Raw genomic sequence first — 23,217 nt, forward strand, 5'->3', positions numbered from 1 at the left:
CAATTTTAACGGTGAACATGGCACCCTCCTCCGAGGCCTCTTACCCCAGCGGTCTGGTCTGGTTCCGCCGCGACCTGCGCGCGAACGATCAGGCCGCTCTTTACCGCGCACTGACTCAATGCCAGGAGGTGCACTGCGCCTTTGTTTTTGACCGCGAGATCATCGACGCCCTGCCCCGGGCTGACCGGCGGGTGGAGTTCATCCGCGAGTCGCTGGTGGAGCTGGATGAAACGCTGCGCACGCTTTCCAGGCATGAACAGGGTGGCCTCATCGTGCTGCATGCAGTGGCCAGTGATGCCATTCCAGAACTGGCCAACGCCCTGGGCGTGCAGGCCGTGTTTGCCAACCACGATGACGAGCCCCAGGCCCTGGAACGCGACCGCCTGGTGCGCACACGGTTGGCCGCTGCCGGAAGGGCATTTCACACGTTCAAGGACCACACCATTCTGGAACGCAGCGAGGTGCTGACGCAGACCGGCAATCCATACAGCGTGTTCACACCGTACAAGAACGCCTGGCTCAAGAAGGTGGATGCGTTTCAACTCACCGGCTACCCCGTGGAGCGCCATGCACACCGGTTGGCACCGCGCCCGCAGGCGCACTGCCAGGCGGTGCCCACCCTGGCACGCCTGGGTTTTGAGGCCACGGCCCTATCGCAGCTCAATCTGCCCACGGGCGCCAGCGGCGCGCAGCGACTGTTCAACGACTTCCTGGGCCGCATCGAGCGGTACGAGGACACGCGCAACTTTCCAGCTGTCAAAGGGCCCAGCTACCTCAGCGTGCACCTGCGTTTTGGCACCATCTCGCCACGCCTGCTGGCCCGCACCGCGCACGGGCTGATGCTGCAAGGCAACCCGGGCGCCGCCACCTGGCTCAGCGAGCTGATCTGGCGGGACTTCTACTTTCAGATCCTGCACCACCATCCCCATGTGGTGGGCCACAGTTTCAAGCCCGCGTATGACGCGATCCAGTGGGAATCAGGCCCCGAGGCCAACACCCTGTTTGCCGCCTGGTGTGAGGGGCGCACGGGCTACCCGCTGGTGGATGCGGCCATGGCGCAGATCAACCAGACGGGCTACATGCACAACCGCTTGCGCATGGTGGTGGCGAGCTTCCTGGTCAAGGATCTGGGCATCGACTGGCGCTGGGGCGAAGCCTATTTCGCCACACACCTCAATGACTTCGATCTGGCCGCCAACAACGGTGGCTGGCAGTGGGCCAGCTCCAGCGGGTGCGATGCCCAGCCCTATTTCCGCATCTTCAACCCCGTGAGCCAGAGTGAAAAGTTCGACCCCGAGGGCAAGTTCATCCGCCGCTATCTGCCGCAGCTGGCGAGTTTGCCTACCAAGGCGTTGCACGCGCCCTGGCTGGCGCGCCCACTGGAGTTGCAGGATGCGGGAGTGCGGCTGGGGGATACCTACCCGCTGCCGGTGGTGGAGCACGACGCAGCGCGGCACCGCACCCTGGAGCGGTATGCGGTCGTAAAGTCTGCTGCGGCCTGATCCCCGCACTCACCGGCGGGTGGCAGGCGGTGGAACGCTGTCGGGCCCAGCGGGCTCATCCGGGCTCATCTGCATGCCCTCACCACCCAGCGGCGCCCCCGCCGCCAGCCGAAGGCGCAGCCGCACATCGGTGCGGTTATCGGCATTGGCAATCGCTTCTTCGGGCGATATGGCACCGGACTCGACCATGGCCAGCAAGGATTGGTCGAAGCTCCACATGCCTTGCTCTGCGCTGCGGGTAATGGCGGTCTTGAGTTCGTCGATCTGCCCCTTCTGGATCAGCTCGGCCACATAGGGCGTGAGCAGCATGATCTCGGTGGCAGGCACCAGGCCACCCGCCAGCCCCGCCACCAGGCGCTGCGCTACGACAGCGCGCAGGTTGAGGGACAGGTCCATGAGCAATTGGCGGTGGGCGTCTTCGGGGAAGAAATTCACAATGCGCTGCACCGCCTGGTTCGCATTGTTGGCATGCAGTGTGGAAACACACAGGTGGCCGGACTCGGCATAGTGCAGCGCGTGCTGCATGGTGACCCGGTCGCGGATTTCACCAATCATGATCACGTTCGGCGCTTCCCGCATCGCGCGACGCAGGGCCTCGTCATAGGACAGCGTATCGAGCCCCACCTCGCGCTGTGTCACGAGTGACTTCTTGTGGGTATGAAGGTATTCGATGGGGTCTTCCACCGTCAGGATATGCCCGCCCGTGTGGGCATTGCGGTGGTCCAGCAGCGCGGCCAATGTGGTGGTCTTGCCAGAACCCGCCGACCCTACCGTGAGTACCAGCCCCCCTTTGAGAAACGCCAGCTGCTGGAGCACGGGCGGAAGGCCGAGCGCCGCCAGGCTGGGTATCTGGGCAATAACATGGCGGATCACCATGCCTACCTGCCCACGCTGCCGGTGCACATTCACACGAAACCGCTCGCCCTCCGGGGTCTGCAAGGACAGGTCGCACTCCATGGTGGCATCGAACTCCTGCCGCTGCGTTTCGCGGAGGATGGAATACGCCATCTGCTTGACATCGTCGGCGGACAGCTGCTGCTGCCCCATGGCCACAAACACGCCCTGCCGCTTGAGCGTGGGTGGTGCACCCGCCATGATGAATAGATCAGACGCCCTTTCCCGCACCACCACAGCCAGACAAGCCAGGAGGCGAGGGTCCGGAGAAGGAACAGTTGCCGTCGGCTCCATCAGGACAGCCTCCGAAGGGAAGCTGCCGTGGTCAAGGCCCGCACCAACAGGCATATTGGCAGGCCACAGGCCCGCCGGTTCAAGGCAGACCTGTGGTGCACATGCATGCTGTCTAGGCCTCTGCGGTTGCCGCGATGCGGGCGTAGTGCTGAATGAGGCTCAGCAGCTCTTCGTCGGAGTAAGGCTTGCCCAGGTAATGGTTAACGCCCAGCTCCATCGCATGCTCGCGGTGCTTCTCAGCGATGCGCGACGTGATCATGATGATGGGCAGGTCACGCAGCGCACCGTCTGCACGGATGTTCCGCGCCAGGTCGAACCCGTCCATGCGAGGCATTTCGATGTCGGACAGCACAACGGTGGGGCGCTCTTCCTGCAGACGCTCCAGCGCTTGCAAGCCATCGGCCGCGAGCGCCACACGATAGCCTTCGCGCTGCAGCAAACGCTGCGTAACCCGACGCACCGTGATCGAATCGTCCACCACCAGAACCAGGGGCACCTGGCTGGGGCCCGCCAATTGGGGCGAGACGACCGACTTGCCCGCACCCGAAGAGCCATCGGCCTCCAGCACTGAAGGCAGACCGGCACTGGCGGCACGCACCTGGTCGCCATACACCGTCGCCAGCGCCACGGGGTTGTAGATCAGCACCACAGCACCCGATGCCAGCACCGACATGCCGGCCAAGCCAGGCAAACGGGACAGCTGCGGACCCAGGTTCTTCACCACAACTTCCTGGTTGCCCAGAACTTCGTCCACGTGCATGGCGATGCGCTGCGATGCGCTGCGGAAGATCACCACAGGGCGCGTCTTTCCAGCAGGCTCGTTGCTGCGGGAAGAAGCCTGCAGGAGCGCTCCAGCCCAGAAGAAAGGCAGTTGCTCCATGCCGTCATCAAAATGGCCCGTGCGGTATGCAACCTCCAGGTCTGCCGCAGACGTGCGCCGAACGATCTCGACCACGTTGGCCGGCACGCCGATCGCGAGGTCACCCGCGCGCAGCATCACCACCTGCGTCACCGCCGTGGTCAAGGGAAGGACCATGCGGAAGGCCGCGCCCTTGCCAGCTTCTGTCGAGGTCTCGATCCGACCGCCCAGCGCATTGATCTCGGCACGCACCACGTCCATGCCAATACCACGCCCTGCCAAGCCGGTCACCTCGGAAGCCGTGGAGAACCCGGGCATGAAAATCAGGTTGGCAGCTTCGGCATCGCTCAACTCGGTATCGGGCGCCACAATGCCCTGCGCCAACGCCTTTTCACGGATACGGGGCAGGTTCAGTCCGGCACCGTCATCTCGGAACTCCACCGACACGTCGTTGCCTTCGTGGTGCAACTCCACAGTGATCGTGCCCGATGCAGGCTTGCCTGCGGCCGTGCGCACCTGCGGATCTTCGATCCCATGGGCCACGCAGTTGCGCAACAGATGCTCGAACGCGGGGGTCATGCGGTCCAGCACACCACGGTCCATCTCGATGGAGCCGCCGGTGATGTCGAGCTTGATCTGCTTGTTGGTTTCCTTGGAGGCCTGGCGCACCACGGCATACAGACGTTCAGCAATGCCTTCGAACTCCACCATGCGGGTGCGCAGCAAGTCGCGCTGCAGCTCCCGCGCCTGGCGGCCTTGGGCAATCAGGTCGTCTTCTGCACCTTCCATGGCACGCTGCAGGTTGCGCTGCACGGTGGCCACGTCGTTCACCGACTCGGCCATCATGCGTGTGAGCTCCTGCACACGGGTAAAGCGGTCAAACTCCAGCGGATCAAAGCCCGCCGCCGAGTCCTTCGACAGGGCCAGGCGCGACTGCATCTGCGACTCAGCTTGCAGCTCGATGTCCCGCAATTGCTGGCGCAGACGGTCCAAATTGCCCGACAGGTCAGTCAGCGAGCTGCGGAACTGACCCAGCCGCACATCCAGGCGCGAGCGGCTGATCATCACCTCACCCGCCTGATTGACCAACCGGTCCAGCAACTGGGCACGCACCCGCACCGACTGGTTAGCAGCAACACGCAAAGGCGCGAGCTGCGAAGGACCAGGCAGGCGCACCGCCGGAGCAGAGGACACGGCAGACGCGGGTGCTGCTGCTGGCACTGGAGCTGATGGGGCCTCGGAGGCTTCAGGCTGGCTGCGCGGTGTTTCAACGGGCAGAGAAACCACCGTATCGGCGGGCCCCTGGCCAATCGCACGCAACGCATCAAAGTTCGCCTGGATGCCGTCAAAACTACCCTGCAAAGGCTCGATTTGATCGGATGTCACCGTCTCAGCGTCAAGCTGCTCGATGGCGGATTCCAGCCGGTGGGCCATCTCACCCAGGCGCATGGCACCTGCCAAGCGCGAACTTCCCTTGAGGGTGTGCAACGCACGCAGCACTTCACTGCGGGCACCAAGGTTGTCGGGACGCGAGGCCCATTGGCGCAGCGCACCACCAAGCTGTGGCAACAGCTCGGCAGCCTCTTCCTCAAAGATCGGGAACAGATCCGGGTCGATAACGTCAATCGCATCGATATCGTCGTCCACATCCGAGCCAAGCGCCACAGCATGGGCGATCGCATCATCAATACGCTGATCGTGGTCGTGGATGACGGCCGACAAAGCAGGGGCCACATGCCCTTTGGGGCCCACAACAGCCGCAGGCTCAGGCATGGCTTGCAGGTCCGGCTCGGGTTCGGCAGGTGGCAGTGGCTGCACCACTTCTGCTTCCACCGGAGCAGTCTGGTCCTGCACCGACAACAACTCGTCTGCAGCCTCCTCTTCAGGCGGTGACAAGGTGTTGTCCACCTCGGTTTGCAGGATCTGGCGCAGCTGCTCCAGCACCTCCTGACTTGGTTCCTTGAGGAAACCTGCCGCAAACTGGTGCAGCAAACGACGGATGTCTTCCGCCGCTGCCATGAAGGCCTGGGCCTGCTCCTGTGTGCCGCCAGACTGCAGCGTCACGTGTTGAAGCGCGTGTTCGAGCACCCTGGCCATCTCTGACAGGGCATTGAACCCCACCGTGGCCGAGCTGCCCGCCAACGAGTGCGCCAATGCCACGGCCATATCGGGCAGAGGTTCGTGCAGCTCCAGCGACCATTCCTGCAGGCAGGTCACCAATCGGCGCGACCACTCGTCGGCCTCGTTCAGATAAACGTTATAGAGCGGGATGCCAATGCGCAGGGTGTCAATGACCTTCACCGCTTCATCGCTGGCGCTGTCTTCCGGCTCCTGCGGCACGGCTTCGATGGCCTGCGGCACTTCAGAGGCAGCCTCAAAGGCCACAGCCTCTGCGGCTTCTATGACTTCGGCGGGTACATCCTGACCCACAGATTCCGACCCATCGGCACCCGACAGCTGATGCTCGGGCTCTGTCTCGCTCGGCACTTCATGGGATTCGATGTCATCGAGCGACTCGACAGGCAGTACAAAGGCCTCATCCACTGCAGGTTCGTCGGGCACCACGGGTGCCTGCGAAAGAGCCTCCACCTCGGGAGCGGTCGCGACAGGTTCCAGGTCTGGGAGTTCGAGATCCAGAACAAAGTCGACACTGGAGGGGGCGATAGCTTCAGGAGCAGCAGGCGCTTCATTGAGCGCAGCGGCGAACACGGAGAAATCGATCTCCTCGGCCACCTCGGGGGCTGGAGCGATTGCCTCTGCCGGCAGTTCGGGCACATGGTCGAAAATTTCGGTGGCTTCGAAGTCCGGCATCGCCAGCTCTTCTTCCACGACCTTCGGAACTTCTGCAACCGTTGGCGCGGGCACCTCAGGAGGCAGGTCATCCAGCACAGCCACCTCAGGCTCAAGTGCCACTTCAGCCAGGACCGGGGCTTCTCCGTCGGCAGACGGCAACACCAGCGGCAACAGGGTTCCATCCAGGCGCATGGCATCGGCAGATTGCCGGAACGCGTCCGGTTGCCAGCCAGAGGCTTGGCCCGCCGCAATGTCGTCCGCCCAGCGGCTGAAGGCCCGCAACGCGTCGGAAGAAAGCTGCAGCAAACCAGGGTGCATGGGCTTTTGCTCAGCCAGCCAGGCATTGAGCAACTGCTCCATCGACCAGGCGGCCTCACCAAAATCGTTCAGCCCCACCATCCGCGAACTGCCCTTGAGCGTGTGAAAGGCACGCCGCAGCGTGGTCTGCTCACTCAGGTTGCCCGGATCGTCCTTCAGCACCTCGATCGCAGCCAGACCATTGACTACCACCTCGCGCGCCTCTTCCAGGAAGACCTCCAGCAATTCGTCCTCGACTTCAGGCACCTGCGCAGGGGCTGGTGCGGGCGCTGCCACAGCCAGGGGCAAGGGCGCCGGCTCGCTGCCCGCCACAGCGGGCAGCTCGAACGAAATATCAGGGGCCAGCGAATCCGCCTCTACGGGAGCCAATGGCTCAGCGGCGGTCGCTGCGGGCATGTCCGGCAACGAAGGCAGCGAACCGAAATCGGTCGGCTCGCTGAGCGGCTCCTGCACAGGAAAACGCGGCACCACGTCAGGCAGGGGAACGGCCGACCGCTCCTCCAGCTTGGCAGGCGTCTCTTCCAAAGCGTCCGAGGCACGCGGCCGACTCTTGCCCGTGAGAATGCGCAACTCGCCCAGTTCCTCGTCATACACAAACAGCTTGCGCGCCATCGTGCGCTGGTAGCTGAGCATGTCGATCAGGAAGCCCAGGGCGCCCAAGCTGTTGCCCAGTTTCTCGAACACGCCCTGGCGGTCTGATTCGGGGACTTCATTGATGAGCAAACGCTCCACCATGTCGCGCATGCGAACCACGGCGAGCGATGCCTGGTCCAGACCCAGCACCGACAGCACGCCGCGCATTTGGGCAAGATGCCCCGGTACTGTTGCCAAGACTGCAGTGTCCTGCGGGCTGCGGAAGAATTGGTCCAGCGCCTTTTCCGCCTCGCCGAGCGTGGAGCGCAATTCGTCCACCACACTGCCCATGGTCTGGTTGTCGCTGACCCTGCGGTACAGCTCCTCCATCCACTGCTCCAGAGGTTCTGGCTCAGCGCCCGCCCCCACCGCATCCAGGCGCTCTGCCAGTCGGCCCGCGCGGATTTCCATCTGATTGCCGTCCGCATCCAGCTCTTCAAAGGCTGCTTGCAGATACAAGACCGAGGTGGCTACTTCCATGGCCAGCGCGGCCGAAGGAGGTTCACCCGAGCGGGTGGTGGATTCCAGCGCGCGGGTCAGCGCCTGAGCAAGGCTTTCGCTACCGGGGTGCAGCTTGCGCAGCGAGTCGCAGACCAGACTGAATTGGTCCGCCGCTGGCTTGAGTTTGTTGCGGTCGCCGCCCGCCAGGGCAGACCAGGTTTCCGTGGCAGCAGCTATTCGCTTGCGTGCCTGCGCCAGCATGGCAGGATCAAACCTGCCAAAACGGGCGGCTTCATAGTCCACCGGCTTGAACCGATCAAGGGCAAAAGCCTGCCGGACCGCCTGCAAAGACGGAGCCGCACTGTCATTGGATTCGGCTGGCTTGGCCTGCGAACAGAAGAACAGCAGATCCTGAACCAAGCGGTCTGCAATCGTCGTGTCACCCTTGGCAAGGGTGGAGTACTGCATCAGCACGCGGGATGCCACACGCTTGACGTAGACGTCTGCAGGCAAAAGGCCGGAGCCGAAAGCCTCAAAAAAGCCTGCGCATATCTTCCAGAAAGCGCGGGACTGGCGGTCTTGCTGGGCTGCCACAAATCCCAGACAGGTATCCCGCAAACTCAACGAAGCCCTGAGATCGCCGGATTTGACGATTCTTAGAACTGCCGCATCCAGGCGAGCACGCGCCTCAGGCCCATAGGGCAGCGGCGTGGCTACAACAGCCCCCTCGGGCTCGCGAAACCGGCGTTCCACGGGCCACAGATCGGCCGGATGGACACGGTCTGCACCTGCCAGGGCCTGGGCATCGCGATACTGGGGAAACAACGCGACAGGCGACGCTGCCTTGCCAGCCAGAACGGTTTCCAGATATTCGATGAGCGCAAAGCTCGCACGCTCAATCACTGCGGCAGCATCGTCGCTGCAGGTCTCAGGCCGTTGAACGAACTTCTGGACTGCCGACTCCATGGCGCGCAGGACCAAAGCTGGAGGGCCCATGCCCACCATTTCCAGCGCACCACACGCTTGGTGCAACTGCTGGCGAGCGATGCGCAGCGGGCCTGCGTCCAGCGCTGCAAGATCCGACTCGCGTGCCGCTTCTGCATCTCGCACAAAACGGCGCATGGCCTTGACAGCGCCATCCAGAGATTTGCGCAGTTCGTCAAGCACCCAGGCCAAAGGACCCAGGTCCTGATCCCCCTGGGTCCCATCCGCGGCCGGTGCATTGTTGACATCAATAGATGACATGGATTCGTCCCCGGCTGCTATGAGCCAGCTGGTTGATGACTACAGCGTCAGGCAATCTTGAACCGTGCCACCGATTGGCGCAGTTCCTCAGCCATGTGCGACAGCTCGCGCACCTGCTGCGCCGTGGTACGAGTACCTTCACCCGTCTGCTCGGTCACTGCAAAAATGTGCTGGATGTTGTCGGCCACTTCGTTGGCCAAAACGGCTTCCCGCGAAGTTGAAGACGAAATCTGCTCAATCAGTTCGGCGAGGCGACGCGACACGCGGTCAATCTCGGTCAGTGCGGTACCGGCGCTGTCAGACAGGCGGGCCCCTTCCACCACCCCCTGCGTGGAACGCTCCATAGCGGCCACGGCATCCTGGGTGTCGGTCTGAATCGCCTTCACCAGCGCAGAAATCTGGCGCGTCGCATCAGCGGAACGTTCGGCCAGTCGCTGCACTTCTTCCGCCACCACCGAGAAGCCGCGACCGGCTTCACCAGCGGATGCGGCCTGAATGGCTGCGTTCAGGGCCAGAACGTTCGTCTGTTCGGTAATGTCAGAGATCAGCTCCGTGATTTCACCGATCTCCTGCGACGATTCGCCCAGTCGCTTGATGCGCTTGGAGGTGTCCTGGATCTGGTCACGGATGGAGTTCATACCGCCGATGGCGTTTTGCACGGCCTGCAGACCGGAGTCAGCCGCTTGCAGCGACTGGCGGGCCACCGTGGCGGATTCTTGCGCCTGTGTAGACACCTCGTTAATGCGGGTCGCCATGTCAAGCACCGAGCGGCCGGTTTCGCGAATTTCGCGCAGTTGCTCGGTCGATGCTGCCAGCAGTTCGGTGGAGGTGTTGTCCACCTGAGCCGTCGTTTGTGCCACGCGGGTCGCCGTGTTCTGCACGCTGCCCACCAGTTGGCGCAGCTCTTCCACCGTGTAGTTCACCGAGTCGGCAATGGCGCCCGTGATGTCTTCCGTCACCGTGGCTTCTTGCGTCAAGTCACCCTCAGCGACCGATTGCAGTTCGTTCATCAAACGCAAAATGGCAGCCTGGTTGGCGTCGTTGACGCGCTTGGCTTCTTGCTCTTGGCGCTTGGCGTCCTTCTGCTGCATTTCAGCAGCCGCTTGGCGACCACGGCTGTCAAGCAGCTGAACACGAGAAATGCCCACACCGCAAAAGATCACAAACAAACCAGCAAGCGCAAGAGCTGCCAGTTGGCCGCCACCCACACCCGTCTGGGCCGACAGTTTGGTTTGCAGTCCTTCGAGCTGACGGCGCAGAGGCTCACTGTCAGCAATGATGGCGGACTGCGCTTCACGGGCCGACACCAGCCCTTGCAGGTTGCCCAGAATGGCGCTGGCCTGGGTGCGGGTCTGCTCATAGAGCTTCACCAGAGCTTCCAGCTGTTCGCGGGTCTGGGCATCCTTGGTGGCAGCCAGGCGCAGTTCCGGGCTGCCGTCCAGCAGGCCCTGGGCAATTTCCTTGAACGAATTCAAGTCCTTGCCCAGCAGGAACACGGCCTCAGGGCTCACACCTTCCATGGTCTGGAATTCGTTGGCGGACTTGCCGATACGCTGGGTCAACATCACCAGCTGGCCAGCAGCAGAAATTTCAGCGGCCGGGGCGTTCTGCTGGAGTTTCAGCGAAGACACCGTTTCGGCGATTTCCAGCAGGTCAGACGACTGGCGGTTGATGGTGCGCAGAGCGTCACCCACCTGGGTCAGGATCTTCTGCTGACCCATCACCACGCTGGCATTGCGCTCGGCACGTTCCATGAGCGGGTTCACGGCGTCCAGATCGGGCTTGTAGGGCTCGCCCAGGGATTCCACGCCAAGTTCGCCATCACCCGCGTTGAGGGCACGCACATTGCGCGCCAGCACGCCGGAGCTTTCCACCACGTCCGGGAAGGCCTGGGGACTACCCACCAGGGCCTGAGATACGGACTTGGCGAGACGCTGTGATTGCATCAGGGATTGGCCGGTAGCCGCAAGCTGCTGAGCTGATCGGTCTGCCTGCTGCAGCACCCAGAAGGCAATCAACGCGAGAACCGCCACACCGATACCAAGCAGCGCGAGCAATCGACGCTGGTGAGCGGCGGCCGTGGCACGCCCCAGCACCGGCAGCGCGATCAGGTCTTCCTCTGCGTCCGATGCGGCCAGTTCCGGCGAATAACCATCTGGATCGCCCTGCACGCTGTTCATCGCTTCAGCCTGGTAGGTGTCGCGCAGCTGCGCACCATCCAGCGAACCCGTGGCAAGAAGATCCTGCCCGTCGTCGGCGGCGCCGGCAGTCGCGCCGGTTTCCGGCGTGGCAGGTTTCCGGTTGAACAGTTTTCCAAATTGATTGACGACGGACATGGTGCAGCCTTACAGAAAAACTCAAGCACTGATGCTCAGGAAAGCGGGATGTTGGGACAGGATCTGCAAGTTCAGCTCCTGCCAGCGTGTGCCGCTGGAATCGATATAGGTGGTGCCAAAGAACGCGGGCGAATCCTCGGCGGGCGGCTCAGAAGACACAAATGCATCGGTCCCACGCAGGCCTGCAAGGCGATCCACCAGCAACGCTGCATTGACCTCCAGGGCGGCATTGAAGGCCAGCAGGCTGGCTTCGGACAAGGCCTGCTCCGTGCGCGGAGCGGCTGAGCCCAGAAGGCCTGCCAGATCCACCACGCCGACCAGCCCGCCGCGCAGGTTGGCCACACCCAGAAACCACCGCTGGGTGTAGGGCACCGCCTGGATCGAGACCCAGGGAAAGATCTCCCCCGACTGACCCAGTGGCAGCAAGTAAAAACTCCCGGCCGACTCGACAGCCAGCCAGGATGAAACAGAGGACCCTTCGGTTCTTGCAGCCTGAAGGCGGCTGGCAAGTCGGGTCTGGAGCTCTCGCAGGGCTTCGCGGTTGGCCATGAACGCGCCGCAGCCTTAGTTCAGAGCGTCAATTTTGGCCTGCAGTTCAGCGGGATCCACGGGCTTGGTGATATAGCCGCGCGCACCCTGCCGCATCCCCCAGACGCGATCCGTTTCCTGGTTCTTGCTGGTGCACATGATGATGGGCACATCGGCGTACAGCGGGTCGCGGGTGATGGCACGTGTGAGCTGGAAGCCGTTTTGGCCGGGCATGACAACGTCCATGAGGATCAGGTCGGGCTTTTCCTCCGCCAGACGGCGGAAAGCCTCATCGGCATTTTCTGCGGTGCGTACCTGCATGCCTTTTTTCTGAAGCAGGTCGGTCAAAAACATCAACTCGGTCTTCGAGTCGTCGACGACCAATACTTTCTGGATGGGCATTACATCGCTCCTTGTTGGGCATTGCCAAATTGCTGCACGGCTTGCAGCAACTGGTCTTTGGTAAACGGTTTGGTGAGATATTCCTGGCAGCCGACCATGCGCCCGCGCGCTTTGTCGAATACACCATCCTTGGAGGACAGCATCACCACCGGAGTATCTGCAAAACGGGCATTGCGCTTGATGATGGCGCAGGTCTGGTACCCGTCGAGCTTGGGCATGAGGATGTCGCAGAAAATCAGCTGAGGCTGGTAATCATTGACTTTGGCCAAAGCATCAAAGCCGTCGTCGGCCAACAAGACTTCGTGCCCCCCCTGCTTGAGAAAAATCTCGGCGCTTCGACGGATGGTGTTGCTGTCATCCACCACGAGCACTTTGAAAGATGCGCCTGTTGTAGTCAATTGTTACTGCTCCTGATGGAGAAAAAAACAACGCAGCAGCACATGATGCTGGTGCGCCTCAAATCTGAACCATCTCGAAGTCTTCCTTGCGGGCCCCACACTCGGGGCAGGTCCAGTTCATCGGAACCTGATCCCATGGTGTATTGGGTGCAATGCCGTGCTCAGGTGAACCCTCTGCTTCGTCATAAATCCAACCGCAAATCAAACACATCCAAGTTTTAGAGTCGATCACAGCTTAAAGGGCCTTCACATAGAATGCAACGATTGTATCTAGTCATCTCCGTGGGCTGCGGCTTCGGTGCCACCCCTCAAGCAGGATCTGGTCCATGACCATCAAAGCATCCCCCCCCCCCCCGAAAGCATAGATATTGAAGATGACGGTTTGGAGGACGCAAGCCCTGCATGCGTGCTCGTCTTCAATGCCAGCGACCCCAGCGGCGCTGGCGGACTGACAGCCGACATCACCACCATTGCCTCCGTGGGCGGGCATCCGATTGCCGTGGTCACAGGCGCCTATGCCCGCGACACGGCGCAGATTTTCGACCACTTCAGCTTTGACGACGAGGCGGTGGCCGAGCAGGCCCGGGCCGTGCTGGAAGACCTGCCGGTCCAGGCCATCAAGGTCGGTTTCGTGGGCAGTCCGGAGAACATCAGCACCATCGCCGAGATAACCACAGACTATGATGAAGTCCCGGTGATAGCGTACATGCCCAACCTGTCCTGGTGGCGCGATGAGCTGATCGACGAGTACCTGGATGCCTTCCGCGAATTGTTGTTACCGCAGACCTCGGTGTTGGTTGGAAACCACAGCACCCTGTGGCGCTGGCTGTTGCCCGACTGGACCAGCGACCGCAGCCCCACAGCCCGCGACATTGCCCGGGCCGCCTCCGAAATGGGCGTGCCCTATACCCTGGTCACCGGCATTCCCCTGCCCGAGCAGTTTGTCGAGAACGTGCTGGCCTCCCCCCAGACCGTGCTGGGCAGTGGCAAGTTCGAACTGTTCGACGCCACCTTCTCCGGCGCCGGCGATACCTTGTCGGCGGCCCTCACGGCCCTGGTGGCCAGCGGCAACGACCTGGGCGAAGCCACCAGCGAAGCTCTGGGCTACCTCGACCGCTGCCTGGATGCCGGCTTTCGCCCAGGCATGGGGCACATCGTGCCCGACCGCATGTTCTGGGCCCAGCCCGACGATGACGAGGCCGAGGGTGACGAAGAAGAACCCCCGATTGACGAAGCACAGGCCCTCGAAGGCTTTGTGATGCCCCCCCATGACACCAAGCACTGATCTCAATATCCCCCTGTTCGAACGCGCCAAGGCGCTGATCCCCGGCGGCGTGAATTCGCCCGTGCGGGCCTTCAAGGCCGTGGGCGGCACGCCGCGTTTTGTGAAGCGCGCCAAAGGCGCCTACTTCTGGGACGCCAACGACCAGCGTTTCATCGACTACATCGGCTCCTGGGGCCCGATGATCCTGGGCCACGGCCACCCCGCTGTGCTCGAAGCCGTGCAGAGCGCAGCGCTCGAAGGCTTCAGCTTTGGCGCACCGACCGAACGCGAGGTGGAGCTGGCCGAGGAAATCCTGAGCCTCGTGCCATCGATGGAAATGATCCGCCTCGTCAGCTCGGGTACCGAAGCGGGCATGAGCGCGATCCGCCTGGCCCGTGGCGCCACAGGCCGCAGCAAGTTCATCAAGTTCGAAGGCTGCTACCACGGCCATGCCGATTCGCTGCTGGTCAAGGCCGGATCGGGCCTGGCCACGTTTGGCAACGCCACCAGCGCGGGCGTGCCGCCCGAGGTGGTGCAGCACACCCTGGTGCTCGAGTACAACAATGTCGCTCAGCTCGAAGAGGCCTTTGCCCTGCACGGCAAGGAACTGGCCTGCGTGATGATCGAGCCCATCGCGGGCAACATGAACCTGGTGCGCGCCAGTGTGCCCTTCATGCGCCGCTGCCGCGAGCTGTGCACCGAATACGGCGCGCTGCTGGTGCTGGATGAGGTGATGACGGGCTTCCGTGTGGCCCTGGGCAGCGCGCAAAGCGTCTATGCCAAGAGCATCCCCGGCTTCAAACCCGACATCACGGTGCTGGGCAAGGTCATTGGCGGTGGTATGCCGCTGGCAGCCTTTGGTGGCCCGCGCGCCATCATGGAAAACCTCGCACCGTTGGGCGCCGTGTACCAGGCAGGCACGCTGTCGGGCAACCCTGTGGCCACGGCCTGCGGGCTGGCCACGCTGCGCGAGATCAAGAAGCCGGGCTTCTTCGACGCACTGTCGGCCACCACACGCTCCCTGGTTGATGGCCTCGCCGCTGCGGCGGCGGCTGAAGGCGTGCCCTTCAGCACCGACAGCGAAGGCGGCATGTTCGGCTTCTTCCTGATGCCCGAGCTACCCCAGAACTACGCCCAGGTGCTCAAGACCGACAGCGCGCGCTTCAACCAGCTGTTCCACGGCCTGCTTGATCGCGGCATCTATATTGCACCTGCGCTGTACGAGGCCGGTTTTGTCAGCGCCGCCCACACACCCGAAGACATTGCCGCCACCGTGGCTGCCGCGCGCGAAGTGTTCAAAGGACTATCAAAATAATAGCTGCCAGCGCTTTACTACCAAGCGCTAGAGGCTTTTTTATTGATATTTTTTTGTAGCAGAGGGCGCAGCGCCCTCGCTTCACGCGGCCGTCATGCAATGCGGGCAGGCTCGGGTGTTTTACCCCACACCACCCGCGCCATGGCACACAAACCCCTCGTCTCTACCTCCCACCCTTTCCGCGACGCTGCGCAGGCCGATGCCGGGCGGCGGCGCTTCGTGCGCCAGCTCGGCATGGCTGCAGCCGCGCTGGGCACCCTGCCGCTGGCGGCCTGCGGCGGCGGCGATGACGATGCGCCTGCCGTGCAGTTTGCACACGGCATCGCCAGCGGCGACCCGCTGGCCGACCGCGTGATGCTGTGGACACGGGTGACCCCACCTGCTGGCCACACCAGCGATATCCCTGTCGAATGGGAACTTGCCACAGACAGCAACTTCACCTCCATCGCTGCCCAAGGCAAGACCACGGCGCTGGCCAGCAAGGACTTCACCGTCAAGGTCGATGCCACCGGGCTCAAGGCGGCCACTGCGTACTACTACCGCTTTCGTGCGTACGCTGCCCACACCGCCACCGGCCGCACGCGCACCCTGCCCACCGGCAGCGTGGCGCAGGTCAAGCTGGCCGTGTTTTCGTGCGCCAACTACCCCGCCGGCTACTTCAATGTGTATGCCGACGCGGCCCGCCGCAATGACCTGGATGCCACCGTCCACCTGGGCGACTACGTCTATGAATATGCCCGGGGTGGATATGCGTCAGCCAACGCAGGCGCGTTGGGGCGCCTGTCGCAGCCTGCCCACGAGATCCTGAGCCTTGCCGACTACCGCCAGCGCCACGCCCAATACAAAACCGACTCCGACCTGCAGGACCTGCACGCAGCCGCCCCCATGATCGCCGTGTGGGACGACCACGAGATCACCAACGACACCTGGAGCAACGGCGCAGAAAACCACCAGAGCGCCACCGAAGGCAGTTTCAGCGCGCGCAAAGCCGCGGCCATGCAGGCGTACCACGAGTGGATGCCCACCCGCAACGCGCAGACCGAGCTGATCTACCGCAGCTTTGCTTTTGGCAACCTGGTGGCGCTGCACATGCTCGACACCCGCGTGGTGGCACGTGATGAGCAGCTCGACTACGGCCAGTTTTTCACTGCCACCGGCTTTGACGCTGCCGCATTCACCGCCGCCGTGGGCAGCACCAGTCGCCAGCTGCTGGGCACCACGCAGACACAGTGGCTTCAGCAGCAGATGGCCACATCCAGCGCTACCTGGCAGGTGCTGGGGCAGCAGGTGTTGATGGGTCACATGAACATTCCAGCGCCCATCCTGATGGAAACGCTGCAACCCGGCGCAGGCGTCACCGTCAGCCAGTACGCGGCCCTGGTGGGACGCGCGCAGACAGCGCCCGCCAGTCTCACACCGGCCGAGCAGGCCATCCTGGCGCAGCCCTCCATTCCCTACAACCTGGACGCCTGGGACGGCTACCAGGTGGCACGCGAGACGGTGCTGGCCACCTCGCGCAGCTTGGGCAAGAACCTGGTGGTGCTGTCGGGCGACACCCACAACGCCTGGGCCAACGAGCTGCGGGACATGAGCGGCAATGCCGTGGGTGTGGAATTTGCCACCTCGTCCGTCACCTCGCCGGGGTTTGAGGAATACCTGCCGAACGAAAACCCCGCCACACTGGCCGGTGCGCTGCAGCAGCTCATCGCGCCGCTGAAGTACTGCGATACCTCGCGCCGTGGCTACATGGTGCTGACTGCCACCGCCACTGAGTGCCGCGCCGACTGGGTGTACGTGAGCACCATCACCAGTCGCAACTACACGGCCAGCACCGACAAATCTCTGAAGGTGCTAGCGGGCGCGGCGGGCACGGGGCGCATTGTCGCGGCATAAGCTCAGGCTTACAGCAGCCCCCGCAATTCGCGGGCTGCCTCCTGCAGCAGCGGGAGCAGGTCGCGCTGCAGGCTGCCCTCGTCGACCTGCTTGGGTGACGCCACCACATTGAGCGCCGCCACCGTGTCGCCCTGCAGATTGCGCAGGGGCACGGCCAGCGCGTGCACGCCCAGTTCGTGCTCTTCCACCGCCAGGCAATAGTCATCGCGCCGCACCTTGGCAACCACCTGCCGCAGCGGGCCGACCTGGGTGATGGTGTGGGGCGTGAGGCGGTGCAGTGAGCAGGCCTTGAGCCACGCAGTGAGTTGCGCAGGAGGCAATGCCGCCAGCAGCACGCGCCCCGTGGACGTGGGGTGCGCCGGCAGCCGCGCCCCCAGGTGCAGGCCATAGGCCAGCACGCGCGACGGCGCGCCGTACACCCCGCTGCGCGCCACGATCACCACCTCGCTGCCATCCAGCACCACGGCCGAAAACGACTGCTGCGTCTGGGCCGCCAGCCGGTTCAGCGTGGGCTGCAGCACCCGCGGCAGCCGGGCTGAGGCCAGGTAGCTGCCTGAAAACCGCAGCACCTTGGGCGCCAGCCAGAAGTAGCTGCCATCCGTCTCCAGATAGCCCAGGTGCGCTAGCGTCAGCAGGTGCCGCCGCGCTGCCGCGCGCGTGAGACCCGTGCGCTGCGCGGCCAGTGTGGCATTGAGCCGCTGGCGCTCCGTGTCAAAACTCTCCAACACCGCCATGCCCTTGGCCATGCCTTCGATCAAATCTGCCTTGGCGATGGGTACGGTGGTCATGGTTTGCCTGGGGCGCCTGGGGTCGGACGCCCGGTCGAAGACTGGAGGTGAGCCGAGGCTATGGAAGATTGCGCGATGATCGCACATCAGATCCATCAATCGCACGATAGCGGCGTGGGCCGGGCTTCAATTGACATGGATCAACCTACGCTTGGCCCTGTTCCTTTACCGCTTTCTAACGCCTTTGTGAGGTTGTCCACCATGCGTACCCAGGTTGCCATCATCGGCGCAGGCCCCGCCGGTCTGCTGCTCGGCCAGTTGCTCTACAAATCCGGCATTGACGCCGTCATCATCGAACAGCGCAGCCCCGACTACGTGCTGGGCCGTATCCGCGCAGGTGTGCTAGAGCAGGTCAGCATGGACCTGCTGGACAAGGCTGGCGTTGGTGCCCGCGCCCATGCCGAAGGGCTGCCCCACGATGGTATCGAGCTGCTGTTCAAGGGCCAGCGCCACCGCATCGACCTGCACGACCTGACCGGCGGCAGCCGCGTGACGGTGTACGGCCAGACCGAAGTGACGCGCGACCTGATGGACGCCCGCGCAGCGGAAGGCCTGACCACGGTGTACGACGCCAACAACGTGAGCGTGCACGACTTTGACGGCCAAAGCCCCCGCGTGACCTACGAGAAGGACGGCCAGACGCACGAGGTGCTCTGCGACTTCATCGCAGGCTGCGACGGCTACCACGGCGTGTGCCGCGCCAGCGCGCCGGCCAACCTGCTCAAGACCTACGAACGTGTCTACCCCTTCGGCTGGCTGGGTGTGCTGGCCGATGTGCCGCCCGTCTCGCACGAACTGATTTACGCCAACACCGAGCGCGGCTTTGCGCTGTGCAGCATGCGCAGTGCCACCCGCAGCCGCTACTACGTGCAGGTGCCCAACACCGACAAGATCGACAACTGGACCATCGACCAGTTCTGGACCGAGCTGGGCAACCGCCTGGACCCTGAGGCACGTGCCAATCTGGTCACAGGCCCGGCGCTGGAGATGAGCATTGCCCCGCTGCGCAGCTTTGTGGCCGAGCCCATGCGGTTTGGCCGCATGTTCCTGGCGGGCGACGCGGCCCACATCGTGCCGCCCACGGGCGCCAAGGGCCTGAACCTGGCGGCAAGCGACGTGGGTTACCTGTGGACCGCGCTCACCGAGTTCTACACAGAGAAATCCGCCGTGGGCATCGACACCTACTCCGACCGCTGCCTGCGCCGCGTGTGGCGCGCCGAGCGCTTCTCGTGGTGGTTCACCTCGCTGATGCACCGCTTTCCCGAGACGGGCGAGTTTGGCCAGAAAATTCAGGAGGCCGAGCTGGACTACCTGGTGAATTCGCGCGCGGCCTCAGTCTCGCTGGCGGAGAACTATGTGGGGCTGCCGATGAACTTCGGCACCTGAACCTCACCTTCATCCTGACAACGGACATAAAAAAAAGCGGCTTCCTTGGAAGCCGCTTTTTGTTGGGTGCCCGCCGGTCGAATCAATGGCGGAAGTGGCGCACGCCACTGAACACCATGGCTACGCCACGCTCGTTGGCGGCGTCAATGACTTCGTTGTCGCGCATGGAGCCACCGGGCTGGATCACGCAGGTGGCGCCCGCATCCACCACCACATCGAGGCCGTCGCGGAAGGGGAAGAAGGCGTCGCTGGCCACCACGGTGCCCTGCAGCGTCAGGCCTGCGTGACCCGCCTTGATGCTGGCGATGCGGGCCGAATCCAGGCGGCTCATTTGCCCAGCGCCCACGCCCATGGTCATGCCGCCCTTGCAGAAGACGATGGCGTTGCTCTTGACGTACTTGGCCACCTTCCAGGCAAACAGCAGGTCTTCCATTTCTTCCAGCGTGGGCTGCTTCTTCGTCACGACCTTGAGGTCGATGAGCGACAGCTCGTGGTTGTCGGCGGTCTGCAGCAGCAAGCCCGAGCCGATGCGCTTGGCGTCCATGGCGTTGCGGCCGCGTTCCCAGTCCGTCTTGCCCCCGTGTGTTGGCAACGCGATCTTGAGCAGGCGCACATTGGCCTTGGCTTTGAAGATCTCCAGCGCTTCGGCAGTGAAGTCAGGCGCCATCAGCACTTCGACAAACTGCTTGCTCACCTGCTGGGCGGCAGGGCCGTCCACCACGCGGTTGAACGCGATGATGCCGCCGAAAGCGCTGGTGGGGTCGGTCTGGAAGGCCTTGCTGTAGGCGCTCAGCGCGTCCAGGCCCACGGCCACGCCACAGGGGTTGGCGTGCTTGACGATCACGCAGGCCGCGGCGTCAAAGCTCTTCACGCATTCCCACGCCGCATCAGCGTCAGCGATGTTGTTGTAACTCAGCTCCTTGCCCTGCAATTGCACGCCGGTGACCAGCGAGCCAGGCGCGGGGTACAGGTCGCGGTACAGCGCGGCTTGCTGGTGGCTGTTTTCGCCGTAGCGCAGGTCTTGCACCTTGGTGAAGATGCCATTGCTCTGGCCGGGGAACTGGGTGCGCGTGGGCACGTAGGTTTCCGACAGTTTTTCTTCTTCGAACGTGACGGACGAGAGGTAGTCGCTGATGGCGCCGTCGTACTGCGCAATACGGTTGAACGCAGCCACCGACAGCGAAAAACGCAGCTTGTCGCTGAGCTTGCAAGAACCTTGTCCATGGGTTGCCTTGAGTTCAGCCAGCACGGCGTCGTACTGGTCGGCCGAGGTGATCACGCCAACGTCCTTCCAGTTCTTGGCGGCACTGCGCACCATGGCGGGGCCGCCGATGTCGATGTTCTCGATGGCGTCGGCCAGCGTGCAGCCGGCCTTGGCCACGGTGGCTTCAAAGGGGTAGAGGTTGACCACCAGCAGGTCGATGGTGTCAATGCCGTGTTCCTTCAACGCTGCCATGTGTTCGGGCAGCTCGCGGCGCGCCAGCAGGCCGCCGTGCACCTTGGGGTGCAGCGTCTTCACGCGGCCGTCCAGCATCTCGGGGAACTGGGTGACCTCAGCCACTTCGGTCACGGGCAGGCCCTTGTCGGCCAGCAGCTTGGCGGTGCCACCGGTGGACAGGAGCTTGATGCCTAGCGCGTGCAGCGCTTGGGCGAATTCGACGATGCCGGTCTTGTCGGAGACGGAGAGAAGTGCGTTCATGGTGTGGGAGGGGAGAGTTTGAATAAAAACAGGCTCTAGCGCTTATCTATCAAGCGCAAGCAGCTACAAATTAGATAGCAAACAACACAATGACGTCAGAGCAGCTTGTGCTCGACGAGCTTTTTGCGCAGCGTGTTGCGGTTCAGGCCCAGCCATTCGGCCGCGCGGGACTGGTTGTTGTCGGCTTGCTGCATCACGACTTCCAGCAGCGGCCTTTCGACCACACGCACCAGCATGTCGTACATGCCATCGGGCGTCTCGCCGCCCAGGTCGCGAAAGTAGCCCTGCAGGCTCTCGCGCACGCATTCTTCTATGTGTTTCTTGCTCATGCAGCCAATCCCTCTTGTTCTTCTGGTTCTGCGTCTACGTCGGTGGCAGCAGGCAGCCGGTCCATCTGTTGCCCGAGGGCGTCCAGGTGGTCGGCCACGGCCTGCCACTGCGTGGTGCAGTCTTCGATCGTGTTGATGTGTTGCCTGAAGGCCTCGCCGCCCGGCAGCGCGCGCAGGTACCAGGCAATGTGCTTGCGCGCACTGCGCACCCCGGTCAGCTCGCCATACAGGCTGTAGTGGTCTTGCAGGTGGTCCAGCAGCAGGCGGCGCACCTCGGCCACCAGCGGCGGCGCCAGGTGTTCGCCCGTGGCCAGAAAGTGGCCGATCTCGCGGAAGATCCATGGTCGGCCCTGTGCGGCGCGGCCGATCATGATCGCGTCGGCGCCAGTGGCGGCCAGCACGTCGCGCGCCTTTTCGGGCGAGGTGATGTCGCCGTTGGCCACCACGGGCACCTTCACCGCCGCCTTGACGGCTGCGATGGTGTCGTACTCCGCGTGGCCCTTGTAGCCCTGCTCGCGCGTGCGGCCGTGCACGGTGAGCATCTGGATGCCCACGCTTTCAAACTGCCGCGCCAATGCCACGGCGTTCTTGTGCTCCTGGCACCAGCCGGTGCGCATCTTCAGCGTGACAGGCACGTTGAAAGGCGCGCAGGCCTCGACCACCGCAGCGGCGATCTCCACCGCCAGCGCCTCGTTTTGCATCAGGGCGGAGCCCGCCCATTTGTTGCACACCTTCTTGGCCGGACAACCCATGTTGATGTCGATGATCTGCGCGCCGCGTTCCACGTTGTAGACCGCAGCCTCAGCCATCATCGGCGCATCGGTGCCGGCGATCTGCACGGCAATGGGCCCCGGCTCCCCTTCATGGTTGGCCCGGCGCGAGGTCTTGAGACTGTTCCACAAGTCCTTGCGCGAGGTCACCATCTCGCTCACCGCATAGCCCGCACCCAGCGCCTTGCACAGCTGGCGGAACGGCCGGTCGGTGACGCCCGCCATCGGGGCGACGAACAACCGGTTCGCCAAAGGAATGTGGCCGATGTGCATGGGCGGGGTGGGATAGGGAGGCAGCAGCAGATGCTGAAAAAGGAGGCAGGATTGTACCTGCTCAAAATTTCAGCAAATGAAATATCTCGACCGCTGAAAATCGGACGGCTTTGTCACCCTCACGCGCAGCCGGGGCGAGTACCACCCCGCAGGGAGCAAGGTCATCGCGCGGCGAGGTCAGCGTCCGCCGTGTGCACCGTTGCAGCGCCGCGCAGCGCATAGTGCCACCAGGCATCGGGGGTGTTTTCAAACTGGTGGCGGGCCATCGTCGCACGCAGCCAGGCGCGGTTGTGCAGCACATCGGGCGAGAAGCCCTGGGCGGCCGACTCTGCACCTGCCAGCGCCGCACCCGCAGGCGTTCCCATGTCCACATCGTGCCCATCGGCCAGTGGCCCGCGCACCACCTTGCTGGCCTTCATGCCGTCCACCACACGCACCTGCACCACCCAGCCGCCGCCAGTGGCCGGGCAGGTAGCCTGCAACACCATGCCCTGCGCCTGCAATTCCTGGCCCACCCGCTGCAAGGCGGCGCGCGCAGAAGGTGTTTCGCGGCAAGGGCTGGCGACATGCACCTCAGCGGGTTGGAGTTCAGGCACCGCTGCCTGTGGGCTGTGCACACAGGCAGCCATCAGCAGCGCCAGGGCCAGCGGCAGCCAGCGCAGGCCAACAGGCGCGCCAGCCAGAGCGGTGCTGCTGGGGAAGACGTGGGGTTCAAAGCGTTGCATGCTGCCTCCTCCTTGGGAATTTTTCGGGGGACGGTGTGGTTACCACGATAAGAAAGGAGCCCCTTGCAAGCCATGCGCAGATGGCGCAGCCCGGCGTAGGACAGCGCCCCATGGCACCAAAGCACCGGCTGC

General features: G+C 63.6%; 17 protein-coding genes. 5 read left to right on the top strand and 12 right to left on the bottom strand.

Annotation, left to right across the window (positions count from 1 at the left end; translation table 11 throughout):
- The first annotated feature begins 17 nt into the window (after positions 1–17).
- Positions 18–1,502, top strand: a complete 1,485-nt coding sequence (locus C8C94_RS13625) for a deoxyribodipyrimidine photo-lyase (RefSeq protein WP_199731262.1) — start codon at positions 18–20, stop codon at positions 1,500–1,502.
- Between the two features lie 9 nt (positions 1,503–1,511).
- Here C8C94_RS13625 and C8C94_RS13630 read toward each other — a convergent pair whose 3' ends face one another.
- The 7 genes from C8C94_RS13630 to C8C94_RS13660 all read right to left on the bottom strand — a co-directional run bounded on the left by C8C94_RS13630 (position 1,512) and on the right by C8C94_RS13660 (position 12,875).
- Positions 1,512–2,690, bottom strand: a complete 1,179-nt coding sequence (locus C8C94_RS13630) for a PilT/PilU family type 4a pilus ATPase (RefSeq protein ID WP_121422851.1) — start codon at positions 2,688–2,690, stop codon at positions 1,512–1,514.
- Between the two features lie 112 nt (positions 2,691–2,802).
- Complete coding sequence (locus tag C8C94_RS13635) at positions 2,803–8,979, bottom strand: Hpt domain-containing protein (RefSeq protein ID WP_121421094.1); 6,177 nt, start codon at positions 8,977–8,979, stop codon at positions 2,803–2,805.
- Between the two features lie 47 nt (positions 8,980–9,026).
- Positions 9,027–11,315 (bottom strand): methyl-accepting chemotaxis protein, encoded by a 2,289-nt coding sequence (locus C8C94_RS13640; RefSeq protein ID WP_055393361.1) that lies wholly within the window; start codon positions 11,313–11,315, stop codon positions 9,027–9,029.
- Positions 11,316–11,336: 21 nt separating this feature from the next.
- On the bottom strand, positions 11,337–11,864 hold the full coding sequence (locus C8C94_RS13645) for a chemotaxis protein CheW (protein ID WP_055393363.1): 528 nt from the start codon (positions 11,862–11,864) through the stop codon (positions 11,337–11,339).
- Between the two features lie 15 nt (positions 11,865–11,879).
- Positions 11,880–12,245: a PleD family two-component system response regulator gene (locus tag C8C94_RS13650; protein ID WP_010459520.1), complete on the bottom strand. Its 366-nt coding sequence runs from the start codon at positions 12,243–12,245 to the stop codon at positions 11,880–11,882.
- A complete protein-coding gene (locus C8C94_RS13655; RefSeq protein ID WP_034692846.1) occupies positions 12,245–12,643 on the bottom strand; it encodes a PleD family two-component system response regulator in 399 nt (132 codons plus the stop codon). Before C8C94_RS13655 ends, C8C94_RS13650 begins: the two co-directional genes overlap by 1 nt.
- 58 nt (positions 12,644–12,701) lie before the next feature.
- The gene (locus C8C94_RS13660; protein ID WP_008903269.1) at positions 12,702–12,875 is read right to left on the bottom strand and encodes a rubredoxin; all 174 of its coding nucleotides are present in this window, start codon (positions 12,873–12,875) and stop codon (positions 12,702–12,704) included.
- A 108-nt stretch (positions 12,876–12,983) separates the two neighbouring features.
- On the opposite strand from C8C94_RS13660, the gene C8C94_RS13665 reads away from it, so the two are divergent.
- The 3 genes from C8C94_RS13665 (at position 12,984) to C8C94_RS13675 (ending at position 17,115) form a co-directional block, all read left to right on the top strand.
- Positions 12,984–13,928: a bifunctional hydroxymethylpyrimidine kinase/phosphomethylpyrimidine kinase gene (locus C8C94_RS13665; RefSeq protein WP_121422852.1), complete on the top strand. Its 945-nt coding sequence runs from the start codon at positions 12,984–12,986 to the stop codon at positions 13,926–13,928.
- A complete protein-coding gene (gene hemL, locus C8C94_RS13670; RefSeq protein WP_121421095.1) occupies positions 13,912–15,222 on the top strand; it encodes a glutamate-1-semialdehyde 2,1-aminomutase in 1,311 nt (436 codons plus the stop codon). The genes C8C94_RS13665 and hemL overlap by 17 nt, the downstream gene beginning before the upstream one ends.
- A gap of 141 nt (positions 15,223–15,363) precedes the next feature.
- Positions 15,364–17,115: an alkaline phosphatase gene (locus C8C94_RS13675; protein ID WP_121421096.1), complete on the top strand. Its 1,752-nt coding sequence runs from the start codon at positions 15,364–15,366 to the stop codon at positions 17,113–17,115.
- Between the two features lie 8 nt (positions 17,116–17,123).
- On the opposite strand, the gene C8C94_RS13680 is transcribed toward C8C94_RS13675, so the two are convergent.
- The gene (locus C8C94_RS13680) at positions 17,124–17,903 is read right to left on the bottom strand and encodes an IclR family transcriptional regulator C-terminal domain-containing protein (protein ID WP_121421097.1); all 780 of its coding nucleotides are present in this window, start codon (positions 17,901–17,903) and stop codon (positions 17,124–17,126) included.
- Between the two features lie 201 nt (positions 17,904–18,104).
- Between C8C94_RS13680 and pobA the strand changes: the two genes are divergently transcribed.
- Positions 18,105–19,289 (top strand): 4-hydroxybenzoate 3-monooxygenase, encoded by a 1,185-nt coding sequence (pobA, locus tag C8C94_RS13685; RefSeq protein WP_121421098.1) that lies wholly within the window; start codon positions 18,105–18,107, stop codon positions 19,287–19,289.
- Positions 19,290–19,371: 82 nt separating this feature from the next.
- Here pobA and purH read toward each other — a convergent pair whose 3' ends face one another.
- The 4 genes from purH to C8C94_RS13705 form a co-directional block, all read right to left on the bottom strand.
- Positions 19,372–20,988, bottom strand: coding sequence for a bifunctional phosphoribosylaminoimidazolecarboxamide formyltransferase/IMP cyclohydrolase (gene purH / locus C8C94_RS13690; RefSeq protein ID WP_121421099.1), 1,617 nt, complete (start codon positions 20,986–20,988; stop codon positions 19,372–19,374).
- A gap of 95 nt (positions 20,989–21,083) precedes the next feature.
- Positions 21,084–21,317, bottom strand: a complete 234-nt coding sequence (locus C8C94_RS13695; RefSeq protein WP_015015597.1) for a Fis family transcriptional regulator — start codon at positions 21,315–21,317, stop codon at positions 21,084–21,086.
- Positions 21,314–22,360, bottom strand: coding sequence for a tRNA dihydrouridine synthase DusB (gene dusB, locus C8C94_RS13700; protein ID WP_121421100.1), 1,047 nt, complete (start codon positions 22,358–22,360; stop codon positions 21,314–21,316). Before dusB ends, C8C94_RS13695 begins: the two co-directional genes overlap by 4 nt.
- Positions 22,361–22,521: 161 nt before the next feature.
- A complete protein-coding gene (locus C8C94_RS13705; RefSeq protein ID WP_121421101.1) occupies positions 22,522–23,085 on the bottom strand; it encodes a M15 family metallopeptidase in 564 nt (187 codons plus the stop codon).
- Between the last annotated feature and the right edge of the window lie 132 nt (positions 23,086–23,217).

The organism is Acidovorax sp. 94, assembly GCF_003634645.1.
GTDB lineage: Bacteria > Pseudomonadota > Gammaproteobacteria > Burkholderiales > Burkholderiaceae_C > Acidovorax > Acidovorax facilis.